Origin of the sequence: Bariatricus sp. SGI.154, from assembly GCF_050313795.1 — a bacterium.
Lineage (GTDB): Bacteria > Bacillota > Clostridia > Lachnospirales > Lachnospiraceae > CAMBRQ01.
In genome coordinates this window covers 1-8,848 of sequence record NZ_JBNPMC010000065.1, presented here as the reverse complement: position 1 = coordinate 8,848, position 8,848 = coordinate 1, and the positions used below count along the sequence as shown (strand labels likewise).

Genomic DNA, 8,848 nt, shown 5'->3' with positions numbered 1-8,848 from the left:
TTAAGTAAAGATTTTTCTTATGTAAAGAAACATCCGCTGAACCCATGGGAATCCATAGATTCAGCATAGATTTCTTTACATAATAATCAACGTTTGCTGAAGGTCTTTAGCCAGGATTTCAGGTCATCATTGCTGTCCCATTGGGCTTCTTCGGGTGGAACGATTTCCTTACTTGCCGCTTCAATAGATGCCCGTTTCAGCTTTGCGTCAGCCTTTGCATATATTTCAGTTGTTTTAACACTTACATGCCCGAGAAGATCACGTATGTAAATAAGATCCACTCCAGAATCTACCAGCTCCATTGCTGCCGTATGCCGCATTTTATGCGGACTTAGGTCAGCAGGTATTAGATCAGGAGCATTTTTTCTGGCTCTGTCACTATATTTGGAGAGAATGTAATTGATTCCCTGCCGTGTGAATTGACTGTTCATATGATTAACAAACAGCCATTCGTCCATTTTCTCAGGTTTCGTATATTTCATATGTTTTAAATAATCCTGAATGATCGGAATGGAATCCTTCAGCAATGGAACATACCGGCTTTTCTGGCCTTTCCCATGTACGAGCAGGGTATAAGGTTTATGAAGGGATAAGTCCCTCACCCGGATATTGATCAGTTCGCTTACCCGGATCCCTGTTGTGTAAAGGAGCATAAGTATCACATAATCCCGCAAGCCATTCGTTTTATGTGTATCCACACAGCTTATCAGCGCAGAAACCCCATCTGTTTTCAGATAAGAGATTTCTTTTTGGGGTGCTTTTTTTATTGGAATGCCAAGAATTCTCTGGTATTCATTTAAAAAGTCTGGTTTTTCATACATTAGGAAATGGATAAAACTGTTTATCGCTGCCTGACGTTGATTCCGCGTAGAAATACTGTTCTTCCTTTCTGTCTGCAGCCAGTCATAAAAGTTCAGTAAATGTTCGTAGGTTAATACGCTAAGTGTCATCCGGTCTGCGGATATATGAAGGACTTCATCATAATAATCAAGCAGAAAGATGAATGCGTAACGGTAGGAATCAATTGTTTTGGGAGTGCTTCCGCGTTTGTTAACAAGATAGTCCGCCAGGAACCGGTTCAGGCAGATGGCAAAATCAGTCTGTTTCATGAAGATGCGCCGCCTTTCCGAAGATACTGTTAAACTTTTGACTGTATTTTTCCTCAATGTATGGATATAGATCCAGAGTCAGACGTACATAACGTTCCGTGGCATAAATGGTCTTATGCCCCAGATAAGTTGACAGGACCGGCAGAGCCACATACATATCCATTCCATGGTCGATCATCTGCTTGAATGATCTTACGGCAAATGTATGGCGCCAGTCATGTATCCTGGGTCCATGGCCGCCTCCGATATAGGGAATTCCGGCACGTTGTAACAGAAGGCGGTGAAGCTCATAAATCCGCTTTCCGTCCCTGCGTGTTTTGGCAATGGAAGGAAAAATGTAATCGTCATCTTTATAAAGATAGAAACATTTGTCAGCGAATTGTATCAGGAGTCCTTTCATCTCAGGGTTCAATACAATATACCGCTCACAGTCATTTTTTGTTTCGAGCAGTTTTATTATTCCGGCATCCAGGTCAACATCCCTTTTCCTGATGCCGAGCGTTTCATTGATCCTGGTGCCGCAACAATACAAAAGCCGGAAGAAAACAGGAAGTATGATCACATCCAGTTTGCTTCTGTCAGAAGAATAAGTATCAACAGCGTTAAAATATCTTCTGACTTCATCTTCGGTATAGATATGAGGTTGAAAGTCTGTTGCTTTGAAGAACACATCGTGCAAAAGGCAGACATCATAACCTTTCAGCTTCAGATACTCCATAAAGCATTTGATCTTGTTCACTCTGGCATAGTGGGAGGTTGTCGCTTCGGTCTCACGTTTTTCAGACCATGCATCAGCATCTTCTCTGGTAAAAGAAACATCCGTAATCCCGCGCCTGACACAAAAACGGTCAAACTCGCGCAGAAGGATCATATAACTTTTCTCTTTATAGCCATTGGCAACCTTGTAATCAATATATTTATTGATCTCATCTGCAAAACCGGATTTAAACTCAGGACGGCTCATTTGGAACACACCTCCTTATAAAAGGGTGAATTCATCTTTGGCAACGGCAGAGGGCACGATGACAGTTTTTCCGTATCCACTTTAAGATAAATTTTTGTGGTTTCTGTCCTCTGATGGCCAAGCACCGTGCTTATTACCGGCATAGATACGTTGTTCTTCAACAGGTTTGAGGCAAGGCTGTGCCGGAGGGAATGTGCCCCATGCCGTTTTTCCTTCCAACGGCTAATGTTTGCTTTCCGCATATATCTGCTTACGATTGAGTGAACTGTTGGGGGCTTCAAAGGAGTGCCATGTTTGCCAGCTTCGGCTGAAACTATTATTTCAGGTGCATCCGTTTGGGGACGTCCGTGTTTTAGATAATCTATCACAGCATTCCCCACGGAGGACAGTAATGGATACTCTACCGGAATATCAGTTTTTCTCTGGTCAAATAAAATGATATTTTTATCCCAGTTAATCTGGCTGAATTTAAAACTGACGATATCTCCGGTGCGCCATCCGTACTGTGCTGCAAGTAGCAGAATAAGATAGTCCCTTTTTCCGATAGCAGATGAACGGTCAACGGCAGACAGAACCCGGGAGATTTCTTCCTCCGTGTAGGTTGTCGGGAGCTTACACTGCTTACGGTACTGGTCTTTTAGTACATACAACGCATTATCCGTAGCGGTGTACCCATTATCATAAAGATAATGGAACAGCTGCCGGAGATGATTGGCACTATTATGGCGGCTGGATAATTCATATCCCATCGATGTAAAGTATTCTTCGATAGTATCAATGTTTAAGCTGCTAAAGTCTAAATCGTGCTCAAGCAAAAACTGATTAAACGGATACAGGTAGATATCCCGGCACTCCAGTGTCCTTTCTGAACGGCCGATATTTCTTTCATGTTGGAAGAATTGGAGAATAAGGCGTCCAGTTTCGCCCTGGTAGGTGCGTTCCACACGAGGGGAACGGAACTCAAAATCTCCATCCCTCTGGTAAGAAACCAGCATACGGGCTGCCCTTAATTGCAGTTTTTGCTTATGGGTCATCCCTTTGGTGATAATGTGTGCGCCGATCATTTCATCACAATACCGGAAGCCGATATCCTGTGAGAATTCAGAATAATTCTTCTTTTGGCACCATTGACTTATAACCTTCCATTCATTTGTGATGAAACCGGCATGATGAGCATGATATTCCCTGTCATGCAGTTCCTGTTCGCAGGCATTTATTAGCTGTTGTATATCTGTGATCATGAGACAGATCCTCCTTTCAGTCTCATGATACGCCAATGGGTTATTATGTAAAGAAATCTATGCTGAATCTATGGATTCCCATGGGTTCAGCGGATGTTTCTTTACATAAGAAAAATCTTTACTTAACCCTTGTTATGTAAATCTTTACATAACAAGGGCAAAGTAGAGAGGAATTTCCGGACATTGAAAGAGCGCTGGCTGTACGGCATCGATCTGTCCCAGATACAGTCGCTGGAAGAGTTCAACCGTATGCTCATGGAGTATATCCGGAAACATAATACCACCATCCATTCAGTAACGGGACAGACACCACTTCAGCGGTATCTGGGCACAAATGAACGGATACGGAAGCCACGCAGCCGGGAATGGCTGGAAGAATGTTTCCACAATCGGATCATCCGCAGGGTAAACCGGGATGCAACGGTCCATTTCGGCGGTGATGTCTATGACGCGCCAATGCAGTTCATAGGGCAGAAGATAGAGGTCCGTTTTCTGCCCGGGGATATACAGAATGCTTATATCCTTTATGGAGGAGAACATTACCCATTGAGGCTGACGGACCGGGTGGCAAACGGACAGACCCGGCGTGAGAAACCGGTACAGATCGATTATGGAAAGGAGGCATCCGGCAATGTTCACTGATTATTATGGTCTTTCTTTCAATCCTTTTGATAAGCAGTGTATAAAAGAACGTGACGCGTTCCGGTCACAGGACCACCGGCAGATGCAGTCACGCCTCGACTATCTGAAAACCGTACGCGGCATCGGGATATTTACCGCCCGGCCCGGAATGGGCAAGACCTACGCCCTGCGGTGCTTCATGAACGGTCTGAACCCAAACCAGTACCAGACGGCGTACATCAACCTGTCCACGATCAGCGTGACGGAGTTCTACCGCCAGTTCTGCGATCTTCTTGGATTGGAGCCAAGCGGGAACAAAACCCAGATGTTCAAAGCGATACAGGAACGGGTGTATTATCTGTATAAGGAAAAGAAACAGCCCCTGATTCTTGCGATCGATGAAGCGCAGTATCTGAATTATAACATCCTGCGGGATCTGAAGATGCTGATGAATTACAGTTATGATTCATTGAACTGCTTCAGCCTGGTGCTGGTAGGCGAGCCGTATCTGAACCACATCCTGGAGAAACAGGTACATGAAGCCCTCCGCCAGCGGATCACAGTCCATTATAATTATGAGGGATTAACTGACCAGGAAGTGCCGGATTACATCCAGCATAAGCTGGAGCTTGCGGGAGGAAGCCGGACCATCCTTGGAGGGGACGCGGTCAGTGCAATCCACGGATACAGTGAAGGCAATGCCCGGAAGATCGACAACCTGATGACGGATGCCTTGACGATCGGGGCCCAGCAGGATAAGCATACGATTGATGCTGAGGTTGTATTGGCGGCAGCCAATAACCAGTCCCTGACATAGTTACGATAAGACGCTGGAACAGCGACAGAAACGTGATTTTAAGACGCGATTCTGCCGCTGTTTTCAGTTTGACGTCTGCAATAATATGCTGTTGGTGGTGACGAGAATCTGCCGCTCAACAATCACCGGCGTGCCACAAGGCGGTCCCCTTTCAGTCGTATGTTCGAATATCTACCTTGATAAGCTGGACAAAGAACTGGAACACAGAGGGCTCCGATTCACAAGGTATGCAGATGATGTATTGATTTTCACAAAGAGTGAAATGGCGGCAAACCGAGTGATGAACTCCATAAGTGATTGGCTGGAACGGAAACTATTCCTAAAAGTAAATGCAACAAAAACGAAAGTAGTCAGGCCGACACGAAGCAAATATCTGGGATTCACGTTTCTGAAAAACGGTGGTGAATGGAAAGTAAAGCCTACCACTGAAAAGAAAAAGAAACTCAAGAGGAAACTGAGTGAATATCTGAAAAGAGGGAAAGCAACAGCAAGACCTCTGGTGGCTACAATCAAGCGAGTAAATGAGATCGTGAGAGGATGGATTAATTACTTTAGAATCGGGTTGATGAAGCAGTTTATGGAAGGGTTTGGACAATGGCTGAGACACAAAATAAGAGTGATAGTCATGAAGCAATGGAAGAAGCCGAAAACCATCTACAGAAACCTGTGTTACCTAAACTGGAAGAATCGCAATGGATTCAGACATGAAGATATTAAGAAAGTTGCGAATTCACGACTTGGGTGGTACAGAAGAAGCGGAATGAACGTAGTGAATTACATTATCAGCAAAGATTTACTTGAAAATAGGATAAAAGATGGAGTTGGTCTGCTCAATCCCTTATCCTATTACTTAGTGAAAGTTGGAATATAAATTGTAGAGCCGTATACGAGACCCGTACGTACGGTTCAATGGGAGGGGCGAGAAAATTATTCTCCCTCTACCCTATTTTGGGGAAGAAAAGCGGTTTTTAATCGGATTCAGCGTCCTTTTTCAAGGCTTCTATGAGATAGTCGCTTAACTCCTTTGAGGGGACTACTTTATGCCAGTGATTCGAGGTATCTAATTCGGGATATTTTTGTACCGCCACTGGTCGTATGATTGCAGGAGAAAACGGCGGATTTGGGGCGTTTAGAGCGTTATTTCGGCAGAGAACAGATACAGTCGATAGTAGGGCGGTCTAAGGCTCTGGAACGGGCAGAAAAGGCAGATAAACGTCCGAAACGTGCATTTGAAATGAGCAGATAGGGGGATTGATACAGTGACAGATATGGAGAAAAAAGTCATGGTTCGGCTGTGTGCGAAAATTCTTTCGGAAACAGATTTGTATGATATGGATATGGAAGTACGCAATCTGATTGATTGGATATGCGTGTCGGAGCAGATAAAATCAAACAATAATGAGATACGCAGTCTGACAGGGGAATATAAACGGATAGAACCGGATTGCCGGGAGGGAGTGAGGGCGCAGTTGGAGCGCATGAAATCACTTTGCAAAGAACGTGACAGCTTGTACGAGAAACAGAACGATTTGAGAGGGCAGAAACAGAAAATCGAGAGGGCATTGGAGCGGTAGGGATTTGGGGTATGGCTGTGGTTATGCCCCTTATTTCTTGTGGCAAGATATGTGATGATGTGCTATACTTTGAGCAACAGATCGGTATTTGTAGGGGAGAGTATTTACATTAAGCCAGGAGGAGGATAAAGTGAAATATAAATGGGAAGTTGTACCAGACATTTATGTTGGAGACGATATATGTAAGCGTTTTGTATTAGGCGTTTCCGGGAATAATCCGCTTATTTGTTTTGGAGTTAATCCAAGTACTGCAAATAACGAATACGCAGATAAAACATTACATATGGTTGAGCAAATTGCAAAGAGAAATGGTTTTGATAGTTGGATTATGCTTAATGTTTATCCGTATCGTTCTACTAATCCTAAATGCTTGCCCTGTACACGAAGTGATGATTTACATAAAGAGAATCTGTGTTATATAGAAAGATATTTAAAGAAAACAAATTTAACTATATGGGCGGCTTGGGGAAATCCAATAGTTGAGCGTGATTATCTTATCAATTGTCTACATGATATTTACGGTATAGCCAACAAGTATTCTTGTAGATTTATTGCTTTCGGAGAAGAGGTAAATGGGAAAATAATATCTACAACTAAACATAATAATCCACGGCATCCCTCACGACTTTCGTTCTCGGCAAAGTCAGAAAGTTTTGATATCACTCATTACTGGACAAAATAAAAAAGAATTAAATTCTCCTTTTGCGGGAAAGCGCTTGAGAAGAGAGAACGATATTTTATGAGGCAGCAATAATGATTGAAAAAACATATCAGACATCATGTGGAATGATTCATTATTGGATCAGCAAAGATGCGGAAAACACAAATGCGGAATTGTTTTTTTTACCGGGATTGACGGCAGACACAGGCTGTTTGATCAACAGATCGCTTTTTTTGAAAAGAAATTTCCTGTTTTTGTATGGGACGCTCCGGGTCATGCTTCTTCCTGGTCTTTTGAACTGACTTTCAGTCTGATGGATAAAGCACGATGGTTAGATGAGATACTGCGTAAGGAAAACTTCCATAAACCTGTTATCATCGGACAGTCTATGGGCGGCTATGTGGGACAGGCGTATGCACAGCTTTTCCCTGATAAAATGAAAGACTTTGTTTCCATTGATTCGGCTCCCTTACAACGAGAATATGTAACCGGCATTGAAATATGGCTTTTGAAAAGGATGGAGCCTGTTTATCGTCATTATCCATGGAAATCCCTCTTGAAATCGGGTACAAATGGTGTTGCGGCTTCTGAATATGGGAGAAAGCTGATGAGGGATATCATGATGGTCTATGATGGAGACCAGAAAAGATATGCCGGATTGTCAGGACATGGTTTCAGGATGCTGGCGGATGCGATGGAGGCGGATCTTCCATATGAAATTAAATATCCTTCCCATCTGCGGTATGAAAGACCATGCCGGTTCCTGTATCCGGTATAATAAAGCATGGCACAAAAAGACCGGGATACCGATCAAATGGATTAAAGGGGCAGGACACAATTCTAATACGGATGAACCGGACATAATCAATCATTTGATTGAAAAGTTTATGATCACGTTAAAATAACTTCGAGTATGCCCGAAGCGGAGAAATCGGGATTTGAGGAGGTAACTATGGATAACTTTGTGGATGAAAGAGATTTTAAAATATTGGAGGATGACAAATATACATTTTTTGTGCTTCGCCGTATTATTGGCAGAAAGAATTGCTTTTGACCGACCATGAAAGGCTGATCATTTGCTTTACGGGTAATCCATTTCCAATATGGATATGGACTCCGGACGATGCATCTGAAGCAGAAATGGAGAAAACTTATCAGATTGCATCAGAACATTCTTTGCTAAACGGCGAATATCGCTTTAACCTCAAGTATGATTTGGCGAAGTTTTTTATTGAAAGGGCTGCTGCGGATGGTAAAACGCTTTCCATTTCTATCAATATGTTCGCGTATGATTGCCAGAATCCTGTAAAGCCGACCAAGATAGCTGATGGCTCGATTCACCAGTGCAGTAGCGAAGATATTGATGAATTGGTAGATTTTATGGATTTGTTTCATAGAGAAATAGGGATTGATCAAAAGGATCGTGACGGTTATCGTATGGATGCAGAAGCATTTATCAATACAGGAAATATGTTTTTATGGAAGAATGAACAGGGGAATAATGTCGCAAGCTGTAAATTCGCGCCTGATGGGAATATGGCATCTATCAATCTTGTGTTTACTCGACCTGAGTTTCGCAGGAAACATTATGCCGAAAATCTGGTTTATCAGGTTACAAAACTTGCAATGGGTGCGGGATATGTTCCAATGCTTTATACAGATGCAGATTATACCGCGTCGAATGCTTGTTACGAGAAGATAGGATATGTTCTTAGAGGTAAACTGTGTACAATAGGCTAAACAAGAAAGACAAATCGGAATTTGTAGAAAAAAAGCTCCTAGACAACTGTGTCTATTAACGAAAACACGGCATTTCTCGCTTTGTGTCGTGTTATTTGTAGGCAACAGATTCTATTTTGAT

10 protein-coding genes and 1 pseudogene are annotated in these 8,848 nt (G+C 42.9%); 8 read left to right on the top strand and 3 right to left on the bottom strand.

All coding sequences use genetic code 11. The annotated features are described in order from the left end of the window. Positions 1–86 precede the first annotated feature (86 nt). From ACQRBN_RS17195 to ACQRBN_RS17185, 3 genes are read right to left on the bottom strand one after another with little or no spacing between them, the layout of a single operon-like run. A complete protein-coding gene (locus tag ACQRBN_RS17195) occupies positions 87–1,109 on the bottom strand; it encodes a tyrosine-type recombinase/integrase (RefSeq protein ID WP_427740317.1) in 1,023 nt (340 codons plus the stop codon). Continuing rightward, positions 1,096–2,073 carry a tyrosine-type recombinase/integrase gene (locus tag ACQRBN_RS17190; protein ID WP_427740316.1) on the bottom strand — a complete coding sequence of 326 codons (978 nt, stop codon included), beginning with the start codon at positions 2,071–2,073 and terminating at the stop codon, positions 1,096–1,098. Before ACQRBN_RS17190 ends, ACQRBN_RS17195 begins: the two co-directional genes overlap by 14 nt. Continuing rightward, on the bottom strand, positions 2,070–3,314 hold the full coding sequence (locus ACQRBN_RS17185; protein WP_427740315.1) for a site-specific integrase: 1,245 nt from the start codon (positions 3,312–3,314) through the stop codon (positions 2,070–2,072). The genes ACQRBN_RS17190 and ACQRBN_RS17185 overlap by 4 nt, the downstream gene beginning before the upstream one ends. 183 nt (positions 3,315–3,497) lie before the next feature. Here ACQRBN_RS17185 and ACQRBN_RS17180 point away from each other — a divergent pair, with 183 nt between their 5' ends. The 8 genes and pseudogenes from ACQRBN_RS17180 to ACQRBN_RS17145 all read left to right on the top strand — a co-directional run bounded on the left by ACQRBN_RS17180 (position 3,498) and on the right by ACQRBN_RS17145 (position 8,727). Further along, complete coding sequence (locus ACQRBN_RS17180; protein WP_427740314.1) at positions 3,498–3,956, top strand: Mu transposase C-terminal domain-containing protein; 459 nt, start codon at positions 3,498–3,500, stop codon at positions 3,954–3,956. Continuing rightward, positions 3,946–4,752 (top strand): ExeA family protein, encoded by an 807-nt coding sequence (locus tag ACQRBN_RS17175; RefSeq protein ID WP_427740312.1) that lies wholly within the window; start codon positions 3,946–3,948, stop codon positions 4,750–4,752. The genes ACQRBN_RS17180 and ACQRBN_RS17175 overlap by 11 nt, the downstream gene beginning before the upstream one ends. A gap of 85 nt (positions 4,753–4,837) precedes the next feature. Then, a complete protein-coding gene (locus ACQRBN_RS17170; protein ID WP_427740310.1) occupies positions 4,838–5,623 on the top strand; it encodes a reverse transcriptase domain-containing protein in 786 nt (261 codons plus the stop codon). A 228-nt stretch (positions 5,624–5,851) separates the two neighbouring features. Then, a pseudogene (locus tag ACQRBN_RS17165) lies at positions 5,852–5,998 on the top strand (plasmid recombination protein); the annotation flags it as partial. 13 nt (positions 5,999–6,011) lie between these two features. Further along, the gene (locus ACQRBN_RS17160) at positions 6,012–6,326 is read left to right on the top strand and encodes a hypothetical protein (protein WP_427740309.1); all 315 of its coding nucleotides are present in this window, start codon (positions 6,012–6,014) and stop codon (positions 6,324–6,326) included. Positions 6,327–6,456: 130 nt separating this feature from the next. After that, positions 6,457–7,008 carry a DUF1643 domain-containing protein gene (locus ACQRBN_RS17155; protein WP_427740308.1) on the top strand — a complete coding sequence of 184 codons (552 nt, stop codon included), beginning with the start codon at positions 6,457–6,459 and terminating at the stop codon, positions 7,006–7,008. 115 nt (positions 7,009–7,123) lie between these two features. Then, on the top strand, positions 7,124–7,765 hold the full coding sequence (locus tag ACQRBN_RS17150; protein WP_427740307.1) for an alpha/beta fold hydrolase: 642 nt from the start codon (positions 7,124–7,126) through the stop codon (positions 7,763–7,765). Positions 7,766–8,037: 272 nt separating this feature from the next. Continuing rightward, entirely contained in the window at positions 8,038–8,727 is a 690-nt protein-coding gene (locus tag ACQRBN_RS17145; RefSeq protein ID WP_427740306.1) for a GNAT family N-acetyltransferase, read from the top strand. Positions 8,728–8,848: the final 121 nt, after the last annotated feature.

Excerpts from the sequence above, each read along its gene's own strand:
- ACQRBN_RS17195 (WP_427740317.1), bottom strand. The coding sequence starts at position 1,109 with ATGAAACAGACTGATTTTGCCATCTGCCTGAACCGGTTCCTGGCGGAC.
- ACQRBN_RS17190 (WP_427740316.1), bottom strand. The coding sequence starts at position 2,073 with ATGAGCCGTCCTGAGTTTAAATCCGGTTTTGCAGATGAGATCAATAAA.
- ACQRBN_RS17185 (WP_427740315.1), bottom strand. The coding sequence starts at position 3,314 with ATGATCACAGATATACAACAGCTAATAAATGCCTGCGAACAGGAACTG.
- ACQRBN_RS17175 (WP_427740312.1), top strand. The coding sequence starts at position 3,946 with ATGTTCACTGATTATTATGGTCTTTCTTTCAATCCTTTTGATAAGCAG.
- ACQRBN_RS17170 (WP_427740310.1), top strand. The coding sequence starts at position 4,838 with ATGCTGTTGGTGGTGACGAGAATCTGCCGCTCAACAATCACCGGCGTG.